The organism is Corynebacterium sp. 20-84 (assembly GCF_053479455.1).
In genome coordinates this window covers 1-24,276 of record NZ_JBRBCB010000010.1, presented here as the reverse complement: position 1 = coordinate 24,276, position 24,276 = coordinate 1, and the positions used below count along the sequence as shown (strand labels likewise).

Here is a 24,276-nt window from a genome sequence, read left to right as displayed (position 1 = left end):
TTTCTTTCAGCGTGCGGGGTCAATGACATGGACGGCCAGTGGCGCCGTCGTGAGGCGGTACGCGCCGGGGGCAGTGTCGAGGACCGCCAGGAATTCGTGGCGCAGCGTCCGGTCGACGCTCACCGACAAGTGCGGGCCGGAGTCGGGATCGTCACCGTATGCGACGGCGGGGGAGTGAGCGGGAACGAACCGTGCCCACGCGTCATCCCCGACGACGGCGAAGGGGTGTTCGTACCCCAGCCGCCACGTCATTGAGCGGAGCAGATGTGCTGCGGCGTGGGTGGTCAGGTCGATGCGCCCGGATGCGTCGACGGCGAAATAGCTCGAGGACACCGCTGCGATGGAGGAGCCGTCCCTCTTGGTGAGGGAGGTAAGGGGGTGGGCAAAGGTGGCGTCGATAAGCGATGAAGCGCGGTCGTGCGGACCGATGCCGAGCGGTAACCTCTCGCCGAGCAAACCTGCGAATTTCAGCGGGTCCCACCGCAGAGCCGCATCGAGCTCGTCTTCGGTGACGGGCACCGCGTTGATGAAGCGAACCCGGCCGGTCGGCGCGCTGAGCAGTGGAACGATCGGATCCGCGACGAAAATGAAGCCCGTCAGCGACGCACCTTCCGCGACCGGCGCGCGCAGATCCATGTAATGGCCCGGCTCTATCGGGTTACCCGACGCGCGTCGGTAGCGCGCAATGCTCCGCAGCTTATCGACGGCCCACCGTTCCGGCGCCCCCTCCGCCGGCGCGCGCAATGTCAGCTCGCTCTGCGTCCCCGCAACGGGTGCCGACGAACGCGTGCCCGACAACCCGTATGTCACGAACAAATAATGCGGCAACGGCTCCTCAAACCGATACACGAGCACCGCGATCTCGTCCGTGAACGTCAACTCCCCGTGGACCTCAACCGGCGGTTGCCCTGCGATGTCTTCTAAGTGCGCGAGCAGATAATCCCCGCCCGTCGGCTTCGCCGCGCGCCCGAGAAAACCCCACCTTATGCCCATGCCCTCATACTATTTCGACGCGCGCGGGAACGAAACAGCAAGACGATGCGTTGAACAGTATGATCGGTGATCGATTCGACCAGCGCTTGGAGATCGTGAACAACACCGTGACCGACCACGCGCACACGGCGAAAAATGAAAGGAACTCGAGAAGCGTGAAATCCAACAACCCCGTCCTGACGCGCCTCCCGCAGGCCCAAAATAACACTGGGTACGCCCAGCCCCAGGCTGGCTACCCGCAGCAGTCCCCGTACGGCCAGGCACCGAACTTCGGCTACGGCCAGCCGCAGGGATATGGCCAGCAGCAGGGCTATGGCCAGCAGCAGGGCTACGGCGCACCTGCTGAGCGCCCCATCACGGTTGACGACATCGTGAGCAAGACCGGCATCACCCTCGCCGTGATCGTCGCGTTCGCAGTGATCAACTTCGGCCTGGGTTTCGTCGATCAGGTCATCACGATGGCCCTGACCTTCATCGGTGCGATCGGCGCTTTCATTACTGTCTTGGCATTCGGCGAGAAGTACGGCTCTGCGGCAGTGACCCTGATTTACGCCGCGTTCGAGGGCTTGTTCGTCGGCGGCTTCTCCATGGTCATTGCCGGCTTCACCGACGACGGTTTAGCCGCGAACATCATCTTCCAGGCGATCCTGGGCACCTTCGGCATCTTCGGTGGCATGCTCTTCGTTTACAAGACTGGCGCTATCCGCGTCACCCCGAAGTTCACGCGCATCATCACGGGCTGCATCTTCGCCGTCGTCGTGCTGGCCTGCGGCAACCTGTTGATGTTCATCTTCACCGGTATCTCCCCGCTGCGTGACGGTGGCCCGATCGCGATCGGCTTCTCCATTGTTTGCATTGTGATCGGTGCCCTGAGCTTCCTGTCCGATTTCGACACCGCCGACAAGCTCGTTCGCTCCGGTGCGCCCGCCAAGATGGCATGGGGCGTGGCGCTCGGCCTGGCAGTGACCTTGGTCTGGCTCTACACCGAGATCCTCCGCCTGCTGTCCTACTTCAGGGATTAGTCCTCACCCGAGGCGGTTTCCGCGGCTCGCGCTTTACGCGTGGGCCGCTTTTTGCATGCTTATCGACGCCTCCCGCCCTGTTTTTGCCCGTTTTTCACCTCTTGTGACCTGCTCGTTTAGGCGATGTCTACTGAAGTAGACAATGTTTGGTGGATCTCGGGTTGCGCGCGGTTTAACGTTTGTGTCGTGAACGATTTTGACGCGTTTTTAACAACACTCGGCAGCCCGATGGACATCCTGGCCGGTTTCGACCGCCAGGCTGCTCAGGCTGCCGGCGTCAAACCCACCACCTATATCGAGTGGGAAAAAGCCCACGAGACCTACTTCGGCACCACCCGCTCCACCCGCAAGCAAACCCAGGCAGTACGCATCGCCCGCGAAACCGGTAAATCACTCGACCAGATCCTGTTCATCGAACAGCAAGTCCGCTCGTTGGGTACGGAGAAAGAGAAGTGGAAGATCCGCCTGGCGTTGTTGTCGGTGCGGGGTAACTACGAGACGTTGAAGCGCCGCGCGAAAGACATCGTCCCCGAGCCAGATACACCTGCCCCTGAGTCGGCGGTGCGGTTCGGCAAGGAGCGGAAAGGCAAGCGCACCTTCAGTGCCACCGGTGATGCGCGGGATATCGCAGCACTTGAGTACGCGCTGCGCCAAAAACTCGACGCCAACCGTCCCGAGGGCCCTCAGATGTACGAGGCATTCCACGACCTACTCCACAACGATGGGGCTGTTGCTGATGCTGTCCCACGCCCGCTGGTGCAGATCCCGCTGGCGGATTACATCTCGATCCTCGGCGGCCAAGGCGATGACACCATCCTAGGGTTGTCGGACGGCACCACGATGACTGGTGCGGAGTACCTGACTCGGTTCCACGGGTCCGACTTGGAAGTCGCACTCTTCCACCCGCAGGCAGGTCCGGTGAACCTGTACAACACGAAACGGTTCGCCAATAAGAAACAACGCGACCTCGCCCGGGCAACACTGACGACGTGTCCTGTGCCGGATTGTCGGCATGCCGCTGATAACTGCGAGGTCCACCACATCGAACCCTGGGCCCGGGGTGGGCCGACGAACATGAACAACCTGTCGGTGTTGTGCAGGTACCACAACCGCACCAACGACGATGACCCCGACAGACACAACAGGGGTCGAATACAGGTGCGCGATGGGACACCGATATGGGTTTCACCGCGCGGAATACCAGTACCGAACAGCACACACCAATACGGTGCCATGCACCTGTTGTTCGGGAAATAGCGAAAAGGCCGCAGACAAGATCTGACCACGCTCATCGCGTGAATCAGGCATGTCCACGGCCAGTTCGGCGCGCCCTAGTACGTGGGCAAAGTGGGATTAAAGCTGCGCGGGTGCGGCCTCAGTAGGCTCACCCGGCTCGACGACGTCCGGCTCGCCAGCGTCGGTGACTGCTGCATCGGTCGCAGCGACGTCAGTAAATACGCTTTCGAAGCCCTGCATGACGGTGCGACTGCGGCACCCTTTCATCGCCGATTCGACTTTTCCATCGGCCCCGTTGAGATTAGTGCCGCCAAGTTCACTCGACACCTCAGCACAACGGTCGGCAATTTTTGTAAAGTCATCTTTGATCAGATCGAGCACATTCTCTCCTACATCTTTTCAGGCAGGTTGTGTATTGCGTGTGATGAAACGTTGGGGCGTTCAACCGCGAAGTGGGCCTGGGGGCCTACGCGCCGAGCTTGTCCTGCATCCAAGCCGGAATGAGCTGTGTTTCCCGTGGGTAGCGTTCGAGATCGGCAGCGTAGGTGGCATCACCGGGCTTCACCGACCAGTTTGGCTCAGTGTCGTAGTCGTAGTTGGTGGTGACCTTGCCCGGACGCATGACGGTGAAGTGCGCCGTGTACCAGGTGCCCTTGCCTGGCTTGTACATGACCTTGCGCAGGTTCTCCATCGCTTTCACCAGGGGATAGTGCGATCCGATGTTGCGTGACTCGCCCGACTTCGTGATCGCCGTCTTGCGATACTCGGAGTAGTCAGCAAACATGAGGGCCTCGCAAGTAATGCGCTCACAATCATCTGGAAGCAGTGCCCAGAGTTCCTTGGCGACGGCAACCATGGCTTCACGCTCAGCGAGCAGACCTCCCTGGGCTTCGTTATTGTCCGACATTGTTCATTACCACCTCTACTGGGTCCTTGCCGTTGACATCGTATTGGACGATGTACTTGGTAGGGACGTTGCTGTTGACGCCCGTTGACTTCTGCACGTCTTCTTCGTAAATGTTGCGGATGACCACGTCGACCTTATTGTTCGGCGACAGCTCTTTCCACTTCTGCTCGAGGGCGTAGTAGTTCTCCATGCCCTTGCGTGACTGGTTCACATCGACGTTCTGCGGGGTGTAGTTAATCTCCTCACGGATACCACCCGACATCGCCGCGTTGATGTGGCCACCGTCGAAGTCGAGCACCTTCTTGCCATCAATGGTCAGGTCTGCCTCGCGACCGACCGAGCCCTGAATGCCTTGGTGACGACCACCCTTGATCTCGTGGCTGATGTCTTCGATCACCGCAAGCTAGGTGCGGCTCTCGCTGTCGGTCTTGTAGACGACATTGTCAGCGTCGGTGGCGTCCACTGCCACAGAGGAGGTCGCAGTTTCCGTCTCGGTCTCGGTAGCTACCTCGGTGGCGGTTGCGGTGGTGGTAGCCGTGCCGGTCGCGGAGGACTGGCCAGCGCTCGGCAGGGAATCCGGGTCCTGGCTGGTGGCGGTGTCGACCTTCTGATCCGAATCCTTCTGGTGCGGCGGGGTGCACGCGGTCACGGTGAAGGCGGTGGTGGCGGCGAGAGCGAGGGCGGCAACTGTGCGGGAAAAGCGGGAAGTCACTGCGGGGTCCTTATCTTCAACGAGTGCGTCGAAACGCGATGAAATGCTTCTGTGCGGGCGTTTTATTTCGCGCGCGGGGTCTTGGCCTTAACCGAATCATACGGGTTCGCGGATTCGATGGTGACGGAAATCTCGCGGCCGTTCGGTGCGGTGTAGGTGCGGGTTTCGCCTTCGGTGGCACCGAGAACGGCGGCGCCGAGGGGGGACTGCTCGGAGTAGGTCTCGAGGTCCTTGTTGTCGGTCGACGCGGCGCGGGTGCCGATAAGGAAGGTCTCCTTATCGTCCTTGTCGCCGTTGTAGTAGACGTGGACGACGGAGCCGACGACAGCCATGCCGTCGACGACACCTGCGCGCTCGGTGGTGGAGTTAGCCAGCAGCTCGGAGATCTGCTTGATGCGGGCTTCTTCCTGGTCCTGCTGCTCGCGGGCGGCGTCGTAGCCGGCGTTCTCCTTGAGGTCGCCTTCTTCGCGGCGCTCGTTGATTTCGGCGGCGATCACCGGGCGGTTGTCGATGAGCTGCTGCAGCTCGGCCTCGAGCTTGGCCTTCATTTCCGGGGTGATGTACTGCTGCTGCTTGTCAGCCATGGAGTTCGGACCCTCGTTTCCTCACGGTCGGTTGCTTATTCGTTCGGATATTAACATGAGCATCGCTTATCGACGCCTCCTACCTCGCCTCCACGAATTCCGTATCAGCGTCGAGGAATGACGGGATCGTGGTGGAGCATCCGTACACGCCTCCCGAGACGGGGACATCGCGGACGGGAATGTCGACGTGCTTACGCATCTCTTTCTCTCCGCCGGCGGGGATGACGATGTCGCGGCGACCGATCTCGGCGTGCTCATAGTTCAGGGAAGTAATGATGCAGTAGCCGGGAACAGCAGGGTCATTGCGGGACACGTCGAACCAGACGCGGGAGGTGGATTCGTCGATACGCTCATGCGCGACGAGGTTCGCTGTGATCGGTTCGGCGCGGCGCTGCATGATGTAGCGGCCGGCGAAAACCACGATGAGCACGACGAACAGCACGCTAATGACCGCGATGATGCGTCCCGCAGTGACAGACGGCGCGGACTTCTCGGAGGCGCTGCCGTAGCGGGCGCGGGTGTCGTCCGGGGTTGTGGCGGACGAGGAATCGGGCTCAGCCACTGAGGGTTCTCTTTCTGATGAGGTGAGGTACTAAACTTGTCTCGCGATCAACCTTAACCCCAAGTAGAGGTGGAACACTAAGTGACGGGATACCGTTTGCTGGCCATTCACGCGCACCCGGACGACGAGTCCAGTAAAGGCGCGGCGACAATGGCGAAATACGCCCACGAGGGCAACCGCGTCAAGGTACTGACCTGCACCGGCGGGCAACGGGGCGACATTCTCAATCCGGCGATGGACCGGCCGGGAGTCATTGAGCGGATGACGGAGATCCGCCGCGAGGAAATGGCGACGGCTGCTGCTGCGCTGGGCGTCGAGCACGAGTGGCTCGGCTACGAGGACTCCGGCCTGCCGGAAGGCGACCCGCTGCCGCCGCTGCCGGAGGGCTGTTTCGCACTCGAAGACCCCGTCGAAGTAGCGAAGGTCGTGGTGGGCAAGATCCGGGAGTTCCGCCCGCACGTGATCATTACTTACGACGAGAACGGTGGTTATCCGCACCCAGACCACATCATGGTGCACAAAATCTCCATGATCGCGTGGGAGGAAGTCGGCAACCCGGACTTCGCGCCGGAGCTCGGCGAACCGTGGACTCCGTTGAAGCTCTACTACAGCCACGGCTTCGTCGCCCAGCGCATGCGCCTGCTTCACGACCGCCTCGTCGCCGACGGCAAGCCCAGCCCCTACGAGCCGATGCTCAAACGCTGGGAGGCCAACGCGTCCGACATCATGCAGCGCGTGACGACCCAGGTGGAGTGCGGCGACTATTTCAGCAACCGCGCTGAAGCGCTCACGGCGCATGCGACCCAGATTGACCCGGCTGGTGCGTTCCTCGCCAGCCCTGTCGACGTGCAAAAAGAGGTCTGGCCAACCGAGGAGTTCGAGCTCGCGCAAACTCGCGTGCAGACCTCGCTGCCGGAAACGGACCTGTTCGCCGGGATTGAAGGAGAATGATGATGGGGACCGACGCTCTGACAGGCTCGCTGACAGCCACGGTGACAGTGCTCGCGCAGCAGATGAATAAGGACGCTCCGGTCGGCCCGGAGTTCGGCAAGGCGGAGCCGATCGGTGCGCTCATCGTGGTGAGCATGATGGTGGTCATCCTGCTTCTCGGATGGGCGTTTCACCGCCGCCACTCGCGCTTCAACCGCCGCAAGCGCTTCGCGGAGGAGCGCGGCTTGGACGTCTTCGACGAGAAGGCCGTCGACGAGGCGATGGAAGCTGAGGGGCTTCTGGACCGCCGCAAGAAGTCGTTCTTCTAGTTTCGCCACCCGCCTAACCGGCTTCGCAGAGTAAGCTTGTGCGCGTGATTATGCTCGACCGCCTCCTGTACCCGCTCTACGAGAAGCGGCTGAAGCGCGAGCTTCTCGACGACAGCGTTAGCCGCCCCGCACACATCGCCGTCATGGCAGACGGGAACCGTCGTTGGGCGCGCGAGGCGGGTTTCACCGATATTTCCCACGGTCACCGCGTCGGCGCGGCGAAGATCGGGGAGTTGGTGCAGTGGTCGGCGGAGATGGGCGTCGATGTCGTCACGATCTATCTGCTGTCCACGGAGAATCTCTCCCGCACAGCAGAAGAGGTGCAGCTGTTGTACGACATCATTTCGGGAGTCGTCGACGAGCTGTCGGGTGACGAATACGAGGCGCGCATTCGCCTCGTCGGGCACCTGAACCTGCTGCCGGAAAAGGTGGCCAACCGGATGCGCTCCGCGGCGGCGGCGACGGAGGACAAGACCGGCATCGTCGTCAATATCGCAGTGGGTTATGGCGGACGCCAGGAAATTGTCGACGCCGTGCAGAACTTCATCACCGCTAAAGTCGCCGAGGGAGTTCCCGCGGAGCAGCTTGCCGACGAAGTCTCCGTCGAGTCCCTTTCCGAACACCTCTACACCTCTGGCCAGCCGGACCCCGATCTAGTGATCCGCACCTCTGGCGAACAGCGTCTTTCCGGTTTCTTATTGTGGCAGTCGGCGTATTCGGAGATCTGGTTCACCGACACGTATTGGCCGGCTTTCCGCAAGATCGACTTCCTGCGCGCGCTGCGCGACTTCTCGCAGAGGTCGCGCCGGTTCGGTAAGTAGGGCGTCGATAAGCGTGCTTTTAAAGCTTGCGCATGCGCACACGCTGAACTGAATGATCCGCTGCTTTCGACAGGACGAGTGAGGCGCGCACACGCGTCGGCTGAATATTCTCGACGAGGTTCGGCAGGTTGATCGTCTGCCAAATGCGACGCGCCTCCGCCGCAGCTGCTTCGTCCGTGAGGTCGGCAAACCGCGCGAAGTGCGCCCCCGGCTCGCGGAACGCCGTGTTCTTCAGCTTGATGAAGCGGTCGATGTACCACTTCTCGATGTCCGTCGTCTTCGCGTCCACGTACACCGAGAAATCGAACAGATCCGACACCATGAGCGTCGGGCCCGTCTGGAGGACGTTGAGCCCCTCGAGAATGAGAATGTCCGGGTGATCCACCACCTGGTACTCGCCCGGAATGATGTCGTACGCGTCGTGGGAATAGACCGGCGCCTTGACATTGTCGCGCCCCGCCTTGACCTCCGTGACGAAACGCAGCAGGTCGCGTCGGTTGTAGGACTCCGGAAAGCCCTTCCGCGTCATCAGGTTACGCTCGCGCAACTCGGCGGCGGGAAGCAGGAAACCGTCGGTGGTCACGAGGTCGACGCGCGGGTGCGAATCCCACCTTTGCAGCAGCGCCTGAAGCACGCGCGCCGTCGTCGACTTGCCCACCGCGACGGAGCCCGCGATACCGATGATGAACGGCACATGCCCCGGGTTCTCCCCGAGGAAAGTCTCCGTCACGGCTGTCAGCTTCTGGCGCGCACGAATCTGCAGGTGAATGAGACGCGACAACGGCAAATAAATCTCGGCGACCTCCTGAAGCCCCATGCTCTCGCCGACGCCAAGGAGCTGCTCCAGGTCATCTTCGTCGATCACCTGGGGCATCGTGTCGCGGAGTTGACTCCACGCGTCGCGCGGGAAATCCAGGTACGGGCTCGGGTCTGCGGGTCGCGGCATGGCCACCATTGTTGCACTCACCGACGGAAACTTTGGCTTATGGGGCGTGTCGCGTGCACGGTAGTGCATACTGGCGGGGAACTGCCGTACGGAAAGGAATCCCGGAACATGACTGAAGATCTCCGCTACCAAGACCTCGCGTCGCTCGACCCGGACGTCTACGAGCAGATTCTTGGGGAGGTGTCCCGCCAGCGCAACACGCTCGAGATGATCGCGTCGGAGAATTTCGTGCCGCGCGCCGTGCTGCAGGCGCAGGGCTCCGTGCTGACGAATAAGTACGCAGAGGGGTACCCGGGGCGCCGCTACTACGGTGGCTGCGAGAATGTCGACGTCATCGAGGACATCGCCCGCGACCGCGCAAAGGCGCTTTTCGACGCCGAGTTCGCCAACGTCCAGCCCCACTCCGGCGCCCAGGCGAATGCCGCCGTCCTCCACGCACTGATCAAGCCCGGCGACACCATCATGGGCCTGTCCCTGGCTCACGGCGGGCACCTGACGCACGGCATGAAGATCAACTTCTCCGGTCGTCTGTACAACGTTGTGGCCTACGAGGTCGACCCGGAGACCATGCTCATCGACATGGATAAGGTCCGCGAGCAGGCGCTGGAGCACCGTCCGAAGGTCATCATCGCTGGTTGGTCGGCGTACCCGCGCACTGTCGACTTCGCTGCGTTCCGCGCCATCGCCGATGAGGTCGGCGCGTACCTGTGGACGGACATGGCGCACTTCGCGGGTCTCGTCGCTGCAGGTCTGCACCCGTCGCCGGTGCCACACTCGGATGTCGTGTCCACCACGATCCACAAGACGCTCGGCGGCCCGCGCTCCGGCATGATCCTGGCGAAGCAGGACTACGCCAAGGCACTCAACTCCGCTGTCTTCCCGGGTCAGCAGGGCGGTCCGCTCATGCACGTCGTCGCGGCGAAGGCGACTGCGCTGAAGATCGCGGGCACGGAAGAATTCAAGGACCGCCAGCAGCGCACACTCGACGGCGCGCGCATCCTCGCTGAGCGCCTCACTGCGTCCGATTGCAAGGAAGTCGGCGTCGACGTGCTCACCGGCGGCACCGACGTGCACCTCGTCCTCGCGGACCTGCGCAACTCCGAACTCGACGGCCAGCAGGCGGAGGACCTGCTCCACTCCGTCGGCATCACTGTCAACCGCAACGCCGTTCCGAACGACCCGCGTCCGCCGATGGTCACCTCCGGCCTGCGCATTGGCACGTCAGCCCTTGCGACCCGCGGTTTTGACGAAGCAGCATTCACCGAGACCGCAGACATCATCGGCACCGCGCTCGCCCAGGGGAAGAACGCGGATGTGGAGGCGCTGAGGGGGCGCGTCGATAAGCTTGCCTCCGAGTACCCCCTCTACCCGGGGCTCGAAGACTGGAAGCTGCTCTAAGCTTCGCGCTCTTCGGCGTGCACGCGGCGCGCCTCGGAGAGCCACGCCGGCTGATCGCCGAGGAGCGCCTTGATCTCCTGGGTGGTCAGCGGCTTATCCATGCCGTTCTTCTTCAGCGCCGTGATCGAAATGCCCAGCTTGCGCGCAACCTCCGGGCGGGGGTGTGGGCCGTTTGCGCGCAGCTCCGTGAGCCACGCCGGCGGGTTGTCCTGCAGCTCGCGCAGTTCAGCGTGCGTGATGCCACCGTCCTGGAATTCCTGCGGGGTTGCCGGCAGATAAATGCCGAGTTTCTTCGCTGCGGTCGCGGGCTTCATCGCTGTGCTTGACGGCTGTTCGCTCATGCCCAAACGGTAGCATCGGGGCATGCTGCGTCTCGCCTTCGTCACCGGAACCGAGCCCGGAAAATGGTTCGCGCGCTACCGCGACACCACCGATCACGGCCTCGAGGAGATCCCCAGCGACGACCCATTCGCATCGCTTATCGACGACACCGCCCACCTCGCCCTCCTCCGCCTTCCCGATCCCCGCGTCGGCGAGCCAGGGGAGCGGTTCCACCAGGTGCGTCTCTACGCCGAGAAACCCGGTGTCGCCGTCCCCAAAGACTCCGTGTACGCCGAGGTCGGCGAAGCTGTTCGCCCAGATGACTTTGCCGACGAGCACGTCAACTACCGCTTCATTCCGGGTGCGGGAGAGGGGCTTGAGTTTGGCGGGGTGCCAGCAGGCTCTTCCATCGACGAGCTCCGCACCGCTCTCCAAGTCGTTGCGGCGAACGTCGGCATCGCCTACGCGCCTGCGCCGCTGCTGAAAGTCCTGTCGAAGAAGCAGGTCGTCGTGCTTGAACTCCGTGAAAACGGCAGGGGAGCGGAGAGCCCAGCGGCGGGTGGAGAAGCTGCATCGGCGATCGCGTTGGTCTGGAAAGTCGACCAAGACTCGGAGGCGATCCAGGATTTCGTCGGGGTGGCGAAAGGGAGGACGAGGAACACGTCGAGGGGAGGCGGGGGAGCGTTGAAAAGCGTGCGAAGCTCAACGAAATCAAACCGTAAAGTAAACGGCAAAAACCGTGCGCAGCGCAAGGGGTTAAGAAGAAATCACCCTAAAAAAGGGGTGCGTAAACGCCCCCGGTGACCAGATATCTGCATAATGGTGGACGGCCAAGATTAGGAATTGTATTTAGAGAGGAATTTTATTCATGAACCGCAAGTTTGGCGCAACCGTTGCTGCTCTGGCACTGACCACCGGTCTCGTAGCCTGCTCTGAGGGTGAAGGTGACGTGGAGAAGGTCGAGGCCACTGAAACCAACACCGTGACCGCTTCTGAGGACGCTGGTGCTTCCGGCTCCGAGTCCGAGGGCGCAGACGCTTCTGAGTCTGAGGGTGCAGACGCTTCCGAGTCCGAGGGCGCTGGTGCAGGCGCTGCTGACGGCGACACCACCGAGCTGACCACCAAGGACGGCGAGAAGGTCGTTGTTCCGTCCAAGGCTGCTAACGCTCAGGAAGAGCTGGGCCTGGGCAACTGGGGCGACCCGATCAGCGTCGAGACCAAGGATGACGGCGCTACCCTGATCGAGTACGACGCAGACAAGAACATCGTCTACTCCGAGGAGACGGGCGCTGTGCCGCTGGTCGGCATGATCGCTGAGACCTGGAAGAAGGACGGCGGCCTGGACAACGAGATCGGTCTGCCGCTCAAGGCTGAGGACAAGCGCGACGACAACAACGGCTGGATCCAGGACTTCCAGAACGGCACCATCGAGTGGCTTGAGGAGAACGGCGAGTTCGGCGCTAAGATCAGCTAGCTAGCTGCGCCGATCGGCGCGTCGTAGGTTTAACGGAAGTTAACCTTACATCGATGTAATTTACACTTTGCTCCCCTAGTGTGGCAGGTGTCAGGCACCGCGAAGAACGGTCCTGGCTACCACCAACCGCACTAGGGGAGCAAGTTCATGTTTGACCCTTCTGTTAGCAATCTCGACACTGCCGGCGCTCGAATGGAAAGCGCCGGCCACAATCCGGAACAACTCACCTCACCCACCGCACTGAAAACATATGTGCTGGATACATCGGTTCTTCTGTCCGATCCGTGGGCGTTGAGGAAGTTCGCGGAACATAGCGTCGTCCTTCCGCTCGTGGTCATCACGGAACTCGAGCAGAAACGTCATCACCCAGAGCTTGGCTGGTTCGCCCGCCAAGCTCTTCGCTTTTTGGAGGACATGCGCTCCGATTACGACCGACTGGATGAGCCGATGCCGGTCAATATAGACGGGGGCACTGTCCGCGTGGAACTGAACCACCAGGACCAGTCGAATCTGCCGGCCGCGCTGCGCGGCCCGGAGAACGATAACCGCATTCTCGCCTGCGCCTACAACTTCATGCAGGAAGGCAATGACACGGTTCTGGTGACCAAGGATGTTCCGCTGCGCGTGAAGGCGGGCGCTGTGGGTTTGGCTGCGCAGGAGTACCGTGCGCAGGACGTTGTGTTGACGGGCTACACAGGTATGGCTGAGCTGGAGGTCTCCGGGGAAGAGATCGACGAGCTGTATGCCACTGGGTTCGCGGCGATCGACACGGGCGACTTGCCGGTTCACTGCGGGTTGACGCTGAACGCGGGGTCGCAGTCGGCGCTTGCTCGCGTGGCGCCGAGCGGCGGGGTCAAGCTCGTGCGCGGCGACGCGGACGCGTTCGGGTTGTCGGGCCGAAGCGCGGAGCAGAGGGTCGCGCTCGATCTGCTTCTCGACGATACGGTGGGCATCGTCTCCATCGGCGGCCGCGCCGGCACTGGAAAGTCGGCGCTGGCTCTGTGCGCTGGTCTGGAGTCGGTGCTGGAGCGCGGGGAGCACAAGCGAATCATCGTGTTCCGTCCGCTGTATGCGGTGGGCGGCCAGAATCTGGGCTACCTGCCGGGCGACGAGATGGAGAAGATGAATCCGTGGTCGCAGGCGGTGTACGACACGTTGGAAGGCGTCGTATCGGACAATGTGCTCGACGAGGTCGCCTCCCGTGATCTGCTCGAGGTGCTGCCGCTGACGCACATCCGCGGGCGCAGCCTGCACGACGCGTTCGTCATTGTCGACGAGGCACAGTCGCTGGAGCGCAATGTGCTGTTGACGGTGCTGTCGCGCCTGGGTCGCGGCTCCCGTGTGGTGCTCACTCACGATGTCGCGCAGCGCGACAATTTGAGGGTTGGGCGCCACGACGGTGTGCAGGCGGTGATCGAGAAGCTGAAGGGCCAGGATCTCTTCGCGCACGTGACGCTGACGCGTTCGGAGCGTTCGCCGATCGCGGAGCTGGTCACGGACTTGCTCGAGGACCATGCTTAGGTGCGCTGACATGCACGCTAGGCTGCCGATTCACAGGTAGGGGAGGGCGGTTGTACGATGGTCGCCATGTCGAATCGCGATTTCACGATCCGCCCGATCCGCCCTGAGGATTACCCACAGGTCCGCGAAATCTACGAGTCTGGTCTGGGTACAGGTCATGCTTCGTACGAGACGGAAGGACCGACGTGGGCGAAGTTTGCCACCAACAAGATCATTGAGACGGTGTTCGTCGCCGTCGAGCCGGATGACGACGATAAGGTGCTTGGCTGGGTCGCTGCCGCGCAGGCGTCGACACGCTCGGTGTTCCACGGCGTCGTCGAGGACTCGATCTACATTCACGAGGATGCGCGCGGCCGCGGCGTGTCCGGCGCGCTGCTGGACAAGCTCATTGAGACGTGCAAGGCGCTGAATAAGTGGTCGATCCACTCGTGGATTTTCCCGGAGAACGAGGGCTCGGCGGGGCTGCACGTCTCGCGCGGTTTCGTCAAGGTGGGCACGTACCACCAGATGGCGAAGATGACGTACGGCGAGCTCGCCGGCACCTGGCGTGACACGGATATTTACGAGTTGCTGTTGCCCAAGCCAGGCAAGGAGAACTAAAAGCAACGCTTATCGACGTCGCCTTGCTACTCGATTGTCTCCTTTAGCGTGTCCTCGTGAACTGGTACGAGGAGAAGCGCCGCTGCCACCACGAGAGGGATGAGCAGTAGGAAAATGGGGGTCAAACCGTCGTTGTAGGAGGTCGAGATGACGTCGTGAAGCGGCTGCGGCAATTGGTTGACGGCGCTTGGCGTCATTGATTGAGCGGCGCCGTCGTTGAATGATTCAGCGTATTTCGCGCCTTCCGGGCCGAGCGCGGCGAGCGCACCCGGGAGGCGCTCTTCCATATTCTGCTGCATGTTGTGGATGAATACGGTGCCCACGACCGACGCGCCGACGGACATGCCGATCTGGCGGAAGAAGTTGTTCGCGGCAGTGGCGGTGCCCACGACGGCGATGGGGAAGGAGTTCTGGACGATGAGGATGAGCACCTGCATGACCATGCCGAGGCCGAAACCGTAGATGAAGATGTACAGCCCGAGCGTCCACAGGCCGGTGTCGACCGTGAGGCGCGACAGCAAGTAGCAGCCGAGAGCGACGACGCCGAGGCCGACGATCGGGAAGACTTTGTAGCTGCCCGTGCGGCTGATCAGTGCGCCGATGCCGATGGAGGTGAGGATCATGCCGCCGACCATCGGGATCATCATCAGGCCTGCCTCCGTGGGAGTCATGGAGTGGACCATCTGCAGGTAGGTCGGCAGGTACGCCATGACGCCGGTCATGGAAATACCAAGCACGACGCTGGCAGCCGTAGTCAGCGCCATGTTGCGGTTGCGGAACAGGTGCATCGGCACCAGCGGGTCTGTCGCACGCAGTTCGACGACCACGAAGAGCGCCGCCGCGACAGCCGACGTGACCAGCAGTCCGACGATGCGCGGGGAGCCCCACGGGTACTGCAGCCCGCCCCATGTCGTGGCGAGGATGAGCGTGGAGGTGGACACTGCCATGAATGTCGCGCCGAGCCAGTCGAAGCGGAAGCCGTCGCGGTTGCCCTTAGACAGGTCGAGGACGATCGAGGCGACGGTCATGGCGAGAAGACCGAGCGGGATATTCATCCAGAGGCCCCAGCGCCAGCCGGGCCCGTCGGTGAACCAACCGCCGAGGACGGGGCCGAGGACGGAGGAGATTCCGAATACAGCGCCCATCACACCCATGTATTTGCCGCGCTCGCGGGCGGGGACGACCTCGGCGATGATCGCCTGAGAATTGATCATCATGGCGCCGGCACCGAAGCCTTGGACGGCGCGGCCGATGATGAGCAGCGTCATGGTGTTGGCGAATCCGCCAAGGGCGGAGCCGATGATGAAGAAGGCGATGCCGGAGATGTAGAACCATTTGCGGCCGAGGCCGTCGCCAAGCTTGCCGTAGAGCGGGAGCGCGATGGTCATGGTGACCATGAAGGCGGAGATGACCCAGCTCATGTGCTCAACACCGCCGAGTTCACCGACGATGGTGGGCAGCGCGGAGGAGAAGATCATCTGCCCGAGCGAGCTCATCAGCATCGTGATGAGCAGCGCGGTGAAGACGAGGCCGACATTAGGGCCTTTGTGTTGGGTGTCTACCATTCGAGCCTCCTGGCGTAGTCGGTGATGAAGGATGCGGCGCCGCGGACGTTGTCGCGGAGGTCGCAGTGGGCGGTGATGCTGACGGCACTTTGGACGATTTCGATGATCGCGTGGATCTCTGCATTTACTGGCTGGTCGGGCAGGAGCTGGTCGCCGGGAAATGTCTCGAAGTGTTCTTCTAGCGCGCCGGCAATGGCGGTGAAGGTTGTGCGTCGTCGCGTGAGTGCGAGAGCAGCCAGGGTCGGGTTCGCGGCGAAAATTGCGCGCCGGCGTTCGACGGTGGCGTGGTCGGGAATGTCGCTGCGCGGGCGGCTCGTCGCGGAAATGATGAGGTCGACGAGGTTGTCAGCTTGTGTTTCGGCGATGCGGCGTAGAGCGTCGTCGGTGACGGTGAGCGGGGCGGGTCCGAGTACGGCTTCGTCCTTACCGTCCATGTAGTTGAAGAAGGTGCGTCGCGAGATGCCTGCTTTGGCGCAGATATCTTCGACGGTGACGTTGTCGAAGCCGTGTTCTTCGACGAGGTCGGTCGCGCTGTCGACGATGCGTTCGCGGGTTTCGCGACGCTTAAGTTCTCTATCCACGAGCAGCAAGACTACACCCAGTGCAAAAAAGCGCAAGAGCGCGCTTATCGACGCCCCGTGCACACCAAAAGACCCTGGCAGGCTTGCACTGCCAGGGTCTTAAAGGGAGAGGCTCGACGTTAGTTGCGGTCGGTATTAGCCATGTCGAGGACGTTGAGACGGCGGTCCAGCTCTTCCTCGGTCAGGTCGTCGCCGATGAAACCGAGATCGATGACGGTCTGACGGATGGTCTTGCCTTCCTTGAGGGCGGTCTTAGCCACCTTCGCGGCGTTCTCGTAGCCGATGGCAGAGTTCAGGGGAGTCACGATGGACGGGGAGGACTCTGCGAGGGTCTGCATGCGCTCGACGTTGGGCTCGATGCCGTCGACAAGCTTGGTGGCGAACTGGCGTGCCGTGTTGGCGAGCAGACGAGCGGATTCGAGGACGTTGCGCGCCATGACCGGGATGAACACGTTGAGCTCGAACTGGCCCTGCGTGCCGGAGAATGCGACAGCTGCGTCATTGCCGATGACCTGGGCGGAGACCTGCGTTGCGGTCTCGCACAGGACCGGGTTGACCTTGCCCGGCATGATGGAGGAGCCCGGCTGGAGGTCCGGGAGGTGGATCTCGGCGAAGCCGGTCAGCGGGCCGGAACCCATGAGGCGGATGTCGTTGGCGATCTTGTACAGGGAAACAGCGACGGTGCGCATTGCGCCGGAGAACTCGACGAGGCCATCGCGGTTGGCCTGTGCCTCGAAGTGGTTGCCGGCCTCGGTGAGCTCGTTGATGTCGGTGAGGCTCTTGAGCTCTTCGGTGACCTTCGCGCCGAAGTCAGCCGGGGTGTTCAGGCCGGTGCCGACTGCGGTGCCGCCGATCGGCAGCTCGCCCAGGCGCTCCAGGGTAGAGGTGACGCGGGCGATGCCCAGCTCGATCTGGCGTGCGTAGCCGGAGAACTCCTGGCCGAGGGTGACCGGGACAGCGTCCATGAGGTGGGTGCGGCCGGACTTGACCACGGACTTCCACTCGTCGGCCTTCTTTTCCAGGGACTCCTGCAGGACCTTCAGGCCCGGGATGAGGTCGTTGACGGCTGCCTCGGTGGCGGCGACGTGGGTCGCGGTCGGGAAGGTGTCGTTGGAGGACTGGCCCATGTTGACGTCGTCGTTCGGGTGGACCTCGACGCCATTGTTCTTGGCGATGGACGCGATGACCTCGTTCGTGTTCATATTCGACGAGGTGCCCGAACCGGTCTGGAACACGTCGATCGGGAATTCAGCGTCGTGCTTGCCGTCGGCGATCTCCTTGGCAGCTGCGATGATGGCGTCTGCCTTGGCTGCGTCGAGCGCGCCGGAGGCCTTGTTGACGGTCGCGCACGCCGCCTTGAGCAGGCCGAGCGCACGAATCTGCTGAGCCTCGAGACCGCGGCCGGAGATGGGGAAGTTCTCTACCGCACGTTGCGTCTGCGCACGCCACAGAGCCTGCGCGGGAACCTTCACTTCACCCATGGTGTCGTGCTCGATGCGGTATTCCTGATCAGCCATTATCTTCCTTCGTGTGAGTTGCGTACACGTCGCGAAACGAGCTGGAATGTGGGCTGTTTCGCGCGTGCCTTTCCACCCGTGATTATGCCCCAACCGGAGGTGTTCGGGCATACAAATGCCCGGATGGTGCCCCCGCTTTGAGGGGGAGCGTTTAGTTGAACGGGCCGGAGTAGTCGATCGCGGAGTATTCGCGCAGCTTCGACAGCTTGTGCCGGGACTCGACGAGGCGGACAGTGCCGGATTTCGAGCGCATCGCGAGCGAACGGGTGGTTGCGCCGTCAGCGCGGTAGGACACGCCGCGGAGCATGTCGCCGTTGGTCACGCCGGTGGCGGCGAAGAAGCAGTTGTCGGAGCTGACCAGGTCGTTGAGGCCCAAGACGCGGTCGAGGTCGTGGCCGGCGGCGAGGACCTTCTCGCGCTCTTCGTCGGACTGCGGGGCGAGCATGCCCTGGATTTCACCGTCGAGGCACTTCAGTGCACATGCGGTGATGACGCCTTCCGGCGTGCCGCCGACGCCCATCGCGATGTCGATGGAGTTGTTGTTGCGCGCCGCGGCGATGGCACCGGCGACGTCGCCGTCCATGATGAAGCGGACTTTCGCGCCTGCTTCGCGGATCTCGGAGACGAGCTGGGAGTGGCGGGGGCGGTCGAGGACGACGACGGTGACATCGCGCGGGTCGATGCCCTTCGCCTTGGCGACAGCCTGGATGTTGTGCGCGACGGGCGCGGTGATGTCGATCTTGCCGGCGCACTCGGGGCCGACGGCGATCTTGTTCATGTAGAACGCGTCGGTCGGGTCGTACATGGTGCCGCGCTCAGCGGCTGCGATGACGGAGATGGAGTTGGGGCGGCCTTCGGCCATAAGCCGCGTGCCGTCCACGGGGTCGACGGCGATGTCGAGCGGTGCACCCTGGCCGTTACCGACGTTCTCGCCGTTGTAGAGCATCGGCGCTTCGTCTTTTTCGCCTTCGCCGATGACGATGACGCCGTCCATGGTGACGGAGTTGATCATCTTGCGCATGGCATCGACTGCGGCGCCGTCGCCCTCGTTCTTCTTGCCGCGGCCGACCCACCGGCCGGAGGCGAGCGCCGCCGCTTCTGTCACGCGAACGAGTTCCATCGCGAGGTTGCGGTCCGGAGCTTCAACGGAGTTGGACATTGTGTGTGCCTCCTGGGCAGTGGGGGTGATACGTCGGTGAAATGATGACACCTTTCGGCCCATTCTGGCACCTTTGCGCGTCCGGTATGCCCGGTTTCTCACCTGATTGGGGGCGACGGTCTTATTTCGGGAGTGTTGGCGCGCCGTGTCATACTGTCTGGCGTGGCTAAGGAGAAACCCCGGATTTTCCAGGACGGAAGGGACATGACGATCAATGTGATCGTCATTGTCTTGCTGATGATTGGCGCTGTCGGGTTCACCGGCATGTGCAGCTTCAGTCCGGGTCGCCCGGAAAACGGCCCGGTGAAGGAGGTCGACGGCGCGACGTTCATGGGCATGGAGGCCCGTGCCGCGCAGTTCCCGGTGCGTTTCCCGCAGATGCCGGAGGGCTGGGTGAATAACTCGGCGCGCCGCACCACGATCGGTGAGGCGCCGGCGCCGGTGGTGGGCTGGGTGACTCCGCAGGAGGGGTACGTGCAGCTCACACAGACGGACGTGGACGTGGATATGGCGGTTGAGCGCATCGATTCCGCGCCCCGCGAGGAATCAGGCACACAGCTTATCGAAGATTCCCACCACGCCACCGTCTACTCTTCCCCCGAGGAAGACATCCGTGATCTGTGGGTCGTGGATTTGGGCGATGTGCGCCTGCTCGTGAAAGGCGAAGCAGTTGACGACGAGTTCCGGGAGCTGCTCGCTGCGACTATCGCGACGGAGCCGTTGCCTGTAGAGACAGATGCAGACGCAGACGCTGGTACTGAGACCGGAGCAGCTTCTTAGTTTTCTTCCGGTTCTTCTTCACGAGAGTCTTCGGCGGAGCCGAGGGCGGTTTCAACGCGGCGCTGGGCGCCGTCGAGAAGCACTTCGCAGCGTTTCGCGAGGGCTTCGCCGCGTTCCCAATACTTGAGTGATTCGTCGAGGCTCATTTGGCCGAGCTCGAGAATCTTGACGGTCTCAATGAGCTCGTCGCGGGCCTGTTCGTAGGTGAGAGTGGTGGGGTCGGGGAATGCCTCGTCGCCCGGGGTGCCTTGTCCGAAAGTGTTGTCTGCCATTGTTTTCTCCTTGTGTTATTCGGCGGGTGTGGTGGCCATGCCGGCGGCGGTAATGGAGCCGTCGCCGACGCGGATGCGGAGCTGGGAGCCCGGTGGTGCTTGATCGATGCTGGTGACTACTTGTGCTTCAGTGCCGTCGCGGGGCTGGACCTGGACGACGGCGTAGCCGCGCGCGAGCGTCGCGGAAGGGCCGAGTGCTGAGACCTGGGCGCGCAGGGCACGGACCTCGGCGGATTCGGTGGAAATGAGCCGCGTGATGTCGCGGCGGATGGATGCGCGGGCGCGGTCGAGCTCGTCGCGGCGCTGGGTGATCGGTGTCAGCGGATTCGCCATGACGGGGCGGGAGCGCATCTGGCGGAGACCCTCGCGTTCGCGGCGCACCCACCCGCGCAGGGCGGCGGCCATGCGGGAACGAGCTTCGGCGATGAGCTCGAGTTCAGCGGCGACATCGGGGACGACGCGCTTGGCGGCATCGGTCGGGGTGGCGGCGCGCAGGTCGGCGACATTGTCCAGCACCGGATTATCGGGCTCGTGGCCGATCGCGGAGACGACAGGAGTCTGGGCGGCGGCGACAGCGCGCTGGAGGACTTCCTCGGAAAACGGGAGCAGGTCTTCTACCGAACCGCCGCCGCGGGCGATGATGATGACGTCGACGGCAGGGTCGGCGTCGAGAAGCTTGAGCGCGTCGACGACCTCCGGAACGGCGTTGGCTCCCTGTACTGCTGTGTTGATGACGCGGAAGTCCACGGCCGGCCACCGGTCCTTGGCCACGGACATCACGTCGCGCTCGGCGGCGGAACCGCGGCCGGTGATCAGGCCGATCCTGTTGGGCAGGTAGGGGAGGGGGCGCTTGCGGGAGACGTCGAAAAGCCCCTCTGCGGCGAGCATTTTGCGTAGCTGTTCGATCTTGGCCAACAGCTCGCCCTCGCCCACGTGGCGGATCTCGGTGACCCACATCGAGAACGACCCACGCCCGGCGTAGAACGCGGGCTTGCCGCGCACGACGACGTGGTCGCCGTCCTTGAGCTGCGTCGGCATGCTGCGCAACAGCTCCGTCGACGCGGTGAGCTGCAGACTCATCTGCTCCTGCGTGTCGCGCAATGTCAGATACGACAGCTTCCACGTCGGCTTCATGTTGACCTGGGTGAGCTGCCCTTCGATCCACAGCCAGCCCAGCCGCTCAATCCACTGCTTGACGGTCTGGTTGACCTTTGACACCGACCACGGAGTCTCAGGTGTGCTCTTAGGCGACCCTCCCGCCTGTTGTCCTGCCATCAGCTAGCGCCCCCTTTCTTCTGCGATTCGATGCTGCTCGAGCAAGCCAGCTTACCTTTTAGACTGCCTTTCCATTACCCTTGGTTCCATGTCGACAACCGGAAAAAACGTCCTTCTTGCAGCCCCTCGCGGATACTGTGCCGGCGTGGACCGCGCAGTCGAGACCGTGGAGAAAGCGCTGGAGAAATACGGCGCCCCCATTTATGTCCGCAAAGAAATCGTGCACAACAAATATGTTGTGGAGACGCTGTCGCAGCGCGGCGTGATCTTCGTCGAAGAGACTGACGAGGTCCCGGAAGGCGCCCACGTGGTGTTCTCCGCGCACGGCGTGTCCCCGGCTGTTCGCGAATCCGCCCAGCAGCGCAACCTCATGGCGCTCGACGCATCGTGCCCGCTGGTGACCAAGGTGCACAACGAGGTCAAGCGTTTTGCTCGCGACGGCTACCACATTCTGCTCGTCGGTCACGAAGGCCACGAGGAGGTCGAAGGCACCGCGGGCGAGGCGCCGGATGTCGTGCACCTCGTCGACGGCGTCGAAGGCGTCGAGGCCGCCCCGGACTTCCCTGAAGACCAGAAGCTGGTGTGGCTGTCGCAGACCACGCTGTCGGTGGACGAGACCATGGAGATCGTCACCCGCTTGCGCGAGAAGTACCCGAATCTGGAGAACCCGCCGAGCGACGACATCTGCTACGCCACCCAGAACCGCCAGGTCGCGGTGAAGGCGATCGCCGAGCGCGTCGAGCTGATGATCGTGGTCGGCTCCCAGAACTCGTCGAATTCCAAGCGCTTGGTGGAAGTCGCTCTGCAAAATGGCGCGGATGCCGCTTACCTGATCGACTACGCCAACCAGATCGATGACACGTGGCTCGCAGGCGTCGAGACCGTCGGTGTCACCTCCGGCGCATCGGTGCCGGAGATCCTGGTCCGTGAGGTCGTCGAGTACCTGGGCGAGCGCGGCTACGACAACGTTGAGCAGGTCACCACGACGACGGAGACCATCACGTTCGCGCTGCCCCGCGACCTGCGTGCGCCGCGGACAAAGGCTTAAGAGCTAGGAGTCGTAGAGGTCGTCGCTAAGCTTGCGGCTCAAGCCGCGGCTGCTTTCGCCGTCTGCTTTCTGGCGCTCGGCGCGGCGCGCGAGGAGCTCTTCGACGGTGACTTTCTTGTCTGAGCCGCGCTGACGCAAACGGGAAGCCTCGTGGCTCGTGCGCCGGTTCGTGGCGCTGACGCTGCGGCGGTGGCGTTCTTCGTGCGCGCGGATCTCTTCGTTCTGCTTCTTTAGCAGGCGGTAGCGCAGCAGCGCGATGAGGATCGAGCCGAGCACAGTGAAGAGCAGCACTGGGAAATACTGCGTGAGCGGGTACAGGATCAGAACCGCAGAGGTCTTACCCAGCGAGGTTTGACCTTCGGGGAGCTGGAAATGCGCGATCAACGTGCCGGTGAGCAGCAGGAAGAACGTGTACAGCAGCGGGATCGACGCGACGGTGACGAAGAGGCCGCGGGGGTTGACGAACGTGGTCACCACGATGGACGCCACCGTGAAAAGCACGAGGAACGGCAGGCCGACTGCTTCGTTGTACAGCGCGATCAACCCGCCGGTGACGAGCGCGGCGACGATGATGGCGATGCCGGAACCCGTGGAGAAGCCGGACAGCGTCGATGAAGACGTGGACGACGAGCGGGGTGAAGCGTGAGACACGCTGAAACATGTTACCTGCCGGCTTTGCCAGCTCCGTGTTCACTCGGCCCGTCTACCCCCATTTTTCTTCGGCGGGGTCAGCGTCGGTGCGCGGTAGCGCTGTGCGCGTGCGGGTGGACACCGGGTTCAAGGTGGCGGGCGCGGCGGATGTGTGCGCGGGGACGTTGAGGTCTTTGAGGCGCCGCGCGGTGACCATGACGCGCGAGTCCATGGAGCCGAGTGTTGCGTTGAACGCTTCGACGGCCTTGTCGAGGGAGGCGCCGAGGCGGTTGTAGTGTTCCGCCATGGTTCCCAGACGCGTGTACAGCTGCGAGCCGAGGCGCTGGATTTCGTGAGCTTTTTCAGCGGCGGTCTCGTGCTGCCAGCCGAGGCTCACGGTGCGAAGCAGCGCGAATAGCGTCGTCGGGGTTGCGAGGACGACACCGCGGGAGAAGGCGAAGTCAAGCAGTTCCGGGTCTTGCTCGAGAGCGGCGTCGAGAAAGGGGTCGGCGGGAATGAACAGCACGACGAATTCCGGGGTGGGCGAGAACGCTTCGAGATAGCCTTTCGACGCCAACGTGGTCACATGGCCCCGCACCAGGTGGCTGTGCCGGCGCAGGTAGCCCTGCTTTTCTTCGGGGTCTTCCGTGCCAAGGGCGTCGAGGTAGGCGCCGAAGGGAACCTTCGCGTCGACGACGATATTGCGGCCGCGGCTGAGACGGATCACCATGTCGGGGCGGACCATGCGCCCGTCGACCATGGCGGTGGCCTGGACATCGAAATCGCAGTGCCGAGTCATGCCGCCGAGCTCCACGACGCGTTCGAGTTGCATTTCACCCCACCGCCCGCGGGTATTGGGGGAGCGCAGCGCTGCGACGAGCTGATCAGTGCGGTCGCCCAAGCGTGACGACGCCCTTGTTACCGCCTGCACTTGCCCCGCCAGCGCCGAATATGCGACGGCACGGTCCTCGTCCATCTCACGCAGCTGCGCCGAGAGCTGTTCCATGGTGTGGCCGAGACGGTCGAATTCGCGTTGGCGCTGCGCTTCCAGGGCGCGGGTCGCGGGGGAGGGCTCGACGTCGTCGGGGTGCGG

General features: G+C 63.0%; 29 protein-coding genes. 12 read left to right on the top strand and 17 right to left on the bottom strand.

The features are described from left to right. Window positions 1-6 precede the first annotated feature (6 nt). Window positions 7-993 carry a suppressor of fused domain protein gene (locus ACUY2Y_RS08565; protein WP_448325723.1) on the bottom strand — a complete coding sequence of 329 codons (987 nt, stop codon included), beginning with the start codon at window positions 991-993 and terminating at the stop codon, window positions 7-9. A 155-nt stretch (window positions 994-1,148) separates the two neighbouring features. Between ACUY2Y_RS08565 and ACUY2Y_RS08560 the strand changes: the two genes are divergently transcribed. Both ACUY2Y_RS08560 and ACUY2Y_RS08555 read left to right on the top strand, forming a co-directional pair. Beyond that, window positions 1,149-2,015 carry a Bax inhibitor-1/YccA family protein gene (locus ACUY2Y_RS08560; protein WP_448325721.1) on the top strand — a complete coding sequence of 289 codons (867 nt, stop codon included), beginning with the start codon at window positions 1,149-1,151 and terminating at the stop codon, window positions 2,013-2,015. 186 nt (window positions 2,016-2,201) lie between these two features. Then, complete coding sequence (locus tag ACUY2Y_RS08555) at window positions 2,202-3,272, top strand: HNH endonuclease signature motif containing protein (RefSeq protein WP_448325720.1); 1,071 nt, start codon at window positions 2,202-2,204, stop codon at window positions 3,270-3,272. Window positions 3,273-3,368: 96 nt separating this feature from the next. On the opposite strand, the gene ACUY2Y_RS08550 is transcribed toward ACUY2Y_RS08555, so the two are convergent. From ACUY2Y_RS08550 to ACUY2Y_RS08525, 6 genes are all read right to left on the bottom strand, one after another. Beyond that, window positions 3,369-3,632 (bottom strand): hypothetical protein, encoded by a 264-nt coding sequence (locus ACUY2Y_RS08550; protein WP_448325718.1) that lies wholly within the window; start codon window positions 3,630-3,632, stop codon window positions 3,369-3,371. An 85-nt stretch (window positions 3,633-3,717) separates the two neighbouring features. Beyond that, on the bottom strand, window positions 3,718-4,158 hold the full coding sequence (locus tag ACUY2Y_RS08545) for a hypothetical protein (protein ID WP_259902793.1): 441 nt from the start codon (window positions 4,156-4,158) through the stop codon (window positions 3,718-3,720). Further along, window positions 4,145-4,555, bottom strand: coding sequence for a DNA/RNA non-specific endonuclease (locus ACUY2Y_RS08540; protein WP_448325716.1), 411 nt, complete (start codon window positions 4,553-4,555; stop codon window positions 4,145-4,147). The genes ACUY2Y_RS08545 and ACUY2Y_RS08540 overlap by 14 nt, the downstream gene beginning before the upstream one ends. Before the next feature lie 6 nt (window positions 4,556-4,561). After that, window positions 4,562-4,870 (bottom strand): hypothetical protein, encoded by a 309-nt coding sequence (locus ACUY2Y_RS08535; protein ID WP_448325714.1) that lies wholly within the window; start codon window positions 4,868-4,870, stop codon window positions 4,562-4,564. Window positions 4,871-4,932: 62 nt separating this feature from the next. Next, a complete protein-coding gene (greA, locus tag ACUY2Y_RS08530; protein WP_210573083.1) occupies window positions 4,933-5,454 on the bottom strand; it encodes a transcription elongation factor GreA in 522 nt (173 codons plus the stop codon). 79 nt (window positions 5,455-5,533) lie between these two features. Next, window positions 5,534-6,016 carry a DUF4307 domain-containing protein gene (locus ACUY2Y_RS08525; RefSeq protein ID WP_448325712.1) on the bottom strand — a complete coding sequence of 161 codons (483 nt, stop codon included), beginning with the start codon at window positions 6,014-6,016 and terminating at the stop codon, window positions 5,534-5,536. Between the two features lie 81 nt (window positions 6,017-6,097). On the opposite strand from ACUY2Y_RS08525, the gene mca reads away from it, so the two are divergent. The 3 genes from mca to ACUY2Y_RS08510 are packed head-to-tail and all read left to right on the top strand — an operon-like array spanning window position 6,098 to window position 8,096. Beyond that, window positions 6,098-6,967, top strand: coding sequence for a mycothiol conjugate amidase Mca (gene mca / locus ACUY2Y_RS08520; protein WP_448325710.1), 870 nt, complete (start codon window positions 6,098-6,100; stop codon window positions 6,965-6,967). Window positions 6,968-6,969: 2 nt separating this feature from the next. Further along, window positions 6,970-7,275 carry a hypothetical protein gene (locus ACUY2Y_RS08515; RefSeq protein WP_396121750.1) on the top strand — a complete coding sequence of 102 codons (306 nt, stop codon included), beginning with the start codon at window positions 6,970-6,972 and terminating at the stop codon, window positions 7,273-7,275. Between the two features lie 44 nt (window positions 7,276-7,319). Further along, complete coding sequence (locus ACUY2Y_RS08510; protein ID WP_296145688.1) at window positions 7,320-8,096, top strand: isoprenyl transferase; 777 nt, start codon at window positions 7,320-7,322, stop codon at window positions 8,094-8,096. A gap of 19 nt (window positions 8,097-8,115) precedes the next feature. Here the strand turns inward: ACUY2Y_RS08510 and coaA are convergent, their stop codons facing one another. Then, window positions 8,116-9,042 (bottom strand): type I pantothenate kinase, encoded by a 927-nt coding sequence (gene coaA, locus ACUY2Y_RS08505; protein ID WP_259901298.1) that lies wholly within the window; start codon window positions 9,040-9,042, stop codon window positions 8,116-8,118. A 108-nt stretch (window positions 9,043-9,150) separates the two neighbouring features. On the opposite strand from coaA, the gene glyA reads away from it, so the two are divergent. After that, window positions 9,151-10,440 (top strand): serine hydroxymethyltransferase, encoded by a 1,290-nt coding sequence (gene glyA, locus ACUY2Y_RS08500; protein WP_448325708.1) that lies wholly within the window; start codon window positions 9,151-9,153, stop codon window positions 10,438-10,440. Here glyA and ACUY2Y_RS08495 read toward each other — a convergent pair. After that, window positions 10,437-10,781 (bottom strand): DUF5997 family protein, encoded by a 345-nt coding sequence (locus ACUY2Y_RS08495; protein WP_448325707.1) that lies wholly within the window; start codon window positions 10,779-10,781, stop codon window positions 10,437-10,439. The genes glyA and ACUY2Y_RS08495 overlap by 4 nt on opposite strands. 22 nt (window positions 10,782-10,803) lie before the next feature. Here ACUY2Y_RS08495 and ACUY2Y_RS08490 point away from each other — a divergent pair, with 22 nt between their 5' ends. The 4 genes from ACUY2Y_RS08490 to ACUY2Y_RS08475 all read left to right on the top strand — a co-directional run bounded on the left by ACUY2Y_RS08490 (window position 10,804) and on the right by ACUY2Y_RS08475 (window position 14,356). Beyond that, the gene (locus ACUY2Y_RS08490) at window positions 10,804-11,565 is read left to right on the top strand and encodes a LysR substrate-binding domain-containing protein (RefSeq protein WP_448325706.1); all 762 of its coding nucleotides are present in this window, start codon (window positions 10,804-10,806) and stop codon (window positions 11,563-11,565) included. A gap of 64 nt (window positions 11,566-11,629) precedes the next feature. Further along, a complete protein-coding gene (locus ACUY2Y_RS08485) occupies window positions 11,630-12,235 on the top strand; it encodes an LGFP repeat-containing protein (protein ID WP_448325704.1) in 606 nt (201 codons plus the stop codon). Between the two features lie 192 nt (window positions 12,236-12,427). Further along, entirely contained in the window at window positions 12,428-13,756 is a 1,329-nt protein-coding gene (locus ACUY2Y_RS08480; RefSeq protein WP_210573293.1) for a PhoH family protein, read from the top strand. 66 nt (window positions 13,757-13,822) lie between these two features. After that, window positions 13,823-14,356 carry a GNAT family N-acetyltransferase gene (locus ACUY2Y_RS08475; RefSeq protein ID WP_210573066.1) on the top strand — a complete coding sequence of 178 codons (534 nt, stop codon included), beginning with the start codon at window positions 13,823-13,825 and terminating at the stop codon, window positions 14,354-14,356. A gap of 26 nt (window positions 14,357-14,382) precedes the next feature. Here the strand turns inward: ACUY2Y_RS08475 and ACUY2Y_RS08470 are convergent, their stop codons facing one another. From ACUY2Y_RS08470 to glpX, 4 genes are all read right to left on the bottom strand, one after another. Further along, entirely contained in the window at window positions 14,383-15,921 is a 1,539-nt protein-coding gene (locus ACUY2Y_RS08470) for an MDR family MFS transporter (protein WP_448325702.1), read from the bottom strand. Then, entirely contained in the window at window positions 15,915-16,502 is a 588-nt protein-coding gene (locus ACUY2Y_RS08465; RefSeq protein ID WP_448325700.1) for a TetR family transcriptional regulator, read from the bottom strand. The genes ACUY2Y_RS08470 and ACUY2Y_RS08465 overlap by 7 nt, the downstream gene beginning before the upstream one ends. Before the next feature lie 119 nt (window positions 16,503-16,621). After that, the gene (locus tag ACUY2Y_RS08460; protein WP_448325698.1) at window positions 16,622-18,019 is read right to left on the bottom strand and encodes a class II fumarate hydratase; all 1,398 of its coding nucleotides are present in this window, start codon (window positions 18,017-18,019) and stop codon (window positions 16,622-16,624) included. A gap of 151 nt (window positions 18,020-18,170) precedes the next feature. Then, complete coding sequence (glpX, locus tag ACUY2Y_RS08455; protein ID WP_210573061.1) at window positions 18,171-19,178, bottom strand: class II fructose-bisphosphatase; 1,008 nt, start codon at window positions 19,176-19,178, stop codon at window positions 18,171-18,173. 162 nt (window positions 19,179-19,340) lie between these two features. On the opposite strand from glpX, the gene ACUY2Y_RS08450 reads away from it, so the two are divergent. Further along, window positions 19,341-19,958, top strand: a complete 618-nt coding sequence (locus tag ACUY2Y_RS08450; protein WP_448325697.1) for a DUF4245 domain-containing protein — start codon at window positions 19,341-19,343, stop codon at window positions 19,956-19,958. Here the strand turns inward: ACUY2Y_RS08450 and ACUY2Y_RS08445 are convergent. Beyond that, complete coding sequence (locus ACUY2Y_RS08445; protein WP_448325695.1) at window positions 19,955-20,230, bottom strand: exodeoxyribonuclease VII small subunit; 276 nt, start codon at window positions 20,228-20,230, stop codon at window positions 19,955-19,957. The genes ACUY2Y_RS08450 and ACUY2Y_RS08445 overlap by 4 nt on opposite strands. A gap of 15 nt (window positions 20,231-20,245) precedes the next feature. Continuing rightward, the gene (gene xseA, locus ACUY2Y_RS08440; RefSeq protein ID WP_448325693.1) at window positions 20,246-21,505 is read right to left on the bottom strand and encodes an exodeoxyribonuclease VII large subunit; all 1,260 of its coding nucleotides are present in this window, start codon (window positions 21,503-21,505) and stop codon (window positions 20,246-20,248) included. 88 nt (window positions 21,506-21,593) lie between these two features. Here xseA and ACUY2Y_RS08435 point away from each other — a divergent pair, with 88 nt between their 5' ends. Then, window positions 21,594-22,553: a 4-hydroxy-3-methylbut-2-enyl diphosphate reductase gene (locus ACUY2Y_RS08435; protein WP_210573057.1), complete on the top strand. Its 960-nt coding sequence runs from the start codon at window positions 21,594-21,596 to the stop codon at window positions 22,551-22,553. Between the two features lie 3 nt (window positions 22,554-22,556). On the opposite strand, the gene ACUY2Y_RS08430 is transcribed toward ACUY2Y_RS08435, so the two are convergent. Together ACUY2Y_RS08430 and ACUY2Y_RS08425 are read right to left on the bottom strand one after the other, a co-directional pair. Next, complete coding sequence (locus ACUY2Y_RS08430) at window positions 22,557-23,204, bottom strand: DUF6542 domain-containing protein (protein ID WP_210573055.1); 648 nt, start codon at window positions 23,202-23,204, stop codon at window positions 22,557-22,559. Window positions 23,205-23,256: 52 nt separating this feature from the next. Next, window positions 23,257-24,276: DNA recombination protein RmuC (locus ACUY2Y_RS08425; RefSeq protein ID WP_448325691.1), on the bottom strand; the 1,020-nt coding region annotated here is incomplete at its 5' end.

Coding starts and splice junctions, on each gene's coding strand:
- glyA (WP_448325708.1), top strand. CDS start 9,151: ATGACTGAAGATCTCCGCTACCAAGACCTCGCGTCGCTCGACCCGGAC.
- ACUY2Y_RS08490 (WP_448325706.1), top strand. CDS start 10,804: ATGCTGCGTCTCGCCTTCGTCACCGGAACCGAGCCCGGAAAATGGTTC.
- glpX (WP_210573061.1), bottom strand. CDS start 19,178: ATGTCCAACTCCGTTGAAGCTCCGGACCGCAACCTCGCGATGGAACTC.
- ACUY2Y_RS08475 (WP_210573066.1), top strand. CDS start 13,823: ATGTCGAATCGCGATTTCACGATCCGCCCGATCCGCCCTGAGGATTAC.
- greA (WP_210573083.1), bottom strand. CDS start 5,454: ATGGCTGACAAGCAGCAGCAGTACATCACCCCGGAAATGAAGGCCAAG.
- ACUY2Y_RS08515 (WP_396121750.1), top strand. CDS start 6,970: ATGGGGACCGACGCTCTGACAGGCTCGCTGACAGCCACGGTGACAGTG.
- coaA (WP_259901298.1), bottom strand. CDS start 9,042: ATGCCGCGACCCGCAGACCCGAGCCCGTACCTGGATTTCCCGCGCGAC.
- ACUY2Y_RS08495 (WP_448325707.1), bottom strand. CDS start 10,781: ATGAGCGAACAGCCGTCAAGCACAGCGATGAAGCCCGCGACCGCAGCG.
- ACUY2Y_RS08480 (WP_210573293.1), top strand. CDS start 12,428: ATGGAAAGCGCCGGCCACAATCCGGAACAACTCACCTCACCCACCGCA.
- ACUY2Y_RS08470 (WP_448325702.1), bottom strand. CDS start 15,921: ATGGTAGACACCCAACACAAAGGCCCTAATGTCGGCCTCGTCTTCACC.
- ACUY2Y_RS08460 (WP_448325698.1), bottom strand. CDS start 18,019: ATGGCTGATCAGGAATACCGCATCGAGCACGACACCATGGGTGAAGTG.
- ACUY2Y_RS08435 (WP_210573057.1), top strand. CDS start 21,594: ATGTCGACAACCGGAAAAAACGTCCTTCTTGCAGCCCCTCGCGGATAC.
- xseA (WP_448325693.1), bottom strand. CDS start 21,505: ATGGCAGGACAACAGGCGGGAGGGTCGCCTAAGAGCACACCTGAGACT.
- ACUY2Y_RS08565 (WP_448325723.1), bottom strand. CDS start 993: ATGGGCATAAGGTGGGGTTTTCTCGGGCGCGCGGCGAAGCCGACGGGC.
- ACUY2Y_RS08485 (WP_448325704.1), top strand. CDS start 11,630: ATGAACCGCAAGTTTGGCGCAACCGTTGCTGCTCTGGCACTGACCACC.
- ACUY2Y_RS08445 (WP_448325695.1), bottom strand. CDS start 20,230: ATGGCAGACAACACTTTCGGACAAGGCACCCCGGGCGACGAGGCATTC.
- ACUY2Y_RS08545 (WP_259902793.1), bottom strand. CDS start 4,158: ATGTCGGACAATAACGAAGCCCAGGGAGGTCTGCTCGCTGAGCGTGAA.